The organism is Clostridium sp., assembly GCF_036569345.1.
Classification (GTDB): domain Bacteria; phylum Bacillota; class Clostridia; order Clostridiales; family Clostridiaceae; genus Clostridium_AD.
This window is the reverse complement of sequence record NZ_DATCQT010000028.1, coordinates 1-1,702: the sequence shown is the minus strand read 5'-3', so window position 1 is coordinate 1,702 and position 1,702 is coordinate 1. Positions and strand designations below refer to the sequence as shown.

Annotated in this window: 1 protein-coding gene; it reads right to left on the bottom strand. The window is 31.3% G+C overall.

Going from position 1 to position 1,702, the window contains the following annotated elements; all coding sequences use genetic code 11:
- Positions 1-277 precede the first annotated feature (277 nt).
- Complete coding sequence (locus VIM70_RS02240; RefSeq protein WP_331943709.1) at positions 278-1,465, bottom strand: IS91 family transposase; 1,188 nt, start codon at positions 1,463-1,465, stop codon at positions 278-280.
- Positions 1,466-1,702: the final 237 nt, after the last annotated feature.

Genomic DNA, 1,702 nt, shown 5'->3' with positions numbered 1-1,702 from the left:
TGAATAGGTTCGGATTCAGATGTTGAGCCGATAAAAGCTATCACCTTAAGTATATACTTAAGGTGATAGCTACGAAAGTTGCTCAATGTCTGAAACGAGCTATTGAACGATGCCGCGTTAGTTCTACTATGGAGATTCAATCTTTCTCCTCTTTCTGAAATTAGATTTAACATTAAGACTATTAACTGTAATTTCCACAATTGTATCCATAATCCTTATTATTTTAGATTGTCTGCTAAAAATAGACGTAATTTCCCCCTCCCCCTAAATAAAGACTTTATGCTATTTTATTTATTTCTCCTGGCGGAGAATAGTTTTGGCGATTCAACTTCTCTTTTGTAACCATTTCGCCCTTTCCACAGCAAGAACAAATATTTATATCTATTCCTGTCAGCTTAAAAAGAAGTTCTGCTGCATTTAACTTAACTTCTGAATTTTGGTTTTTACTTTGTACTGCACCTGTAAGTTCTTTGCATCTTTGAAGTTTAGTTGATCTATTCCTGTTGCTTAAAATTCCATAGTGTCTAATTTTAACAAACTTTCTTGGTAAAACATGCATGAAAAATCTTCTCATAAATTCGTCTACTGTAAGAGTCATAAATTTTTCTTTATTATGGTCTCTATAATCTCTCCACTTAAATGTTACATAGCCATTTTCTAAATTCACAATCCTATGATTAGATATAGCCACTCGATGAGAGTATCTACCAAGGTACTCAATTACGTGCTCTGCACTCCCGAAAGGGGGTTTACAGTATACAACCCATTCCTTTTTGTATAACTTATCTATGAAGCTTTGAAATATATGTTTTTCTGTTAATTCGTGAATTCCAGTAGTATATTTAAGCTCATTATTATGATAAGCTTTTTTAAGAGAAAATAAGAATTTACCTCTAAACTTTCTTGATAAAACTTTAACTGGAATAAAAAAATCATTCTTTGAATTTATCCATCTTGTACCATCAAAAGTTAATCCACCACTTGGTACTATACAATGTATATGAGGATGATTCATAAGATTTTGACCAAAAGTGTGAAGGATGCTCATAAAACCAATTTCCGCTCCTAAATATTTTTTATCTCTTGACAGTTCAAGTAGAGTTTCAGAAACAGAGTTAAATAGTATAGAATACATTTCCTTTTGGTTTGTAAGTGTTATATAGTTGAGTTCTTGGGGTATAGTAAAAACTATATGAAAATACCCTACGGGTAATAGATCTTCTTTTCTTTTTTCAAGCCATCTTTCCTTGGCTAAAGTTTGGCATTTAGGACAATGCCTATTCCTACAAGAATTATAAGATATTCTCATGTGCCCACATTCATTACACTCATCTACATGGCCACCAAGCTCTGCTGTTCTACAAGACTCAATAGCAATCATGGTTTTTAATATATGTAGCGGCAGCTTATGATTTCTTCTATATTCATCACCATGTTGATTGAGTATATCTTGAATTTCAATCATCTTTTTCTCCTAAGAGCATATACAATGGACTCTTTATATTAAGTAAATCTATACCTATTTTCATTTTTCCTCTTAATTTTGACATAAATAATAACACTTCCTTATTTTTTATTTTAATAATAAAAGTTTATATGAAGTGTTCATTATGAGATACTTTTTTCTATTTTATAGAGTAAAAAAATTAAATTAATGCAATTAGTACTCATCCGCCACCGCTGTTAGCGGTTTAGTTCAATT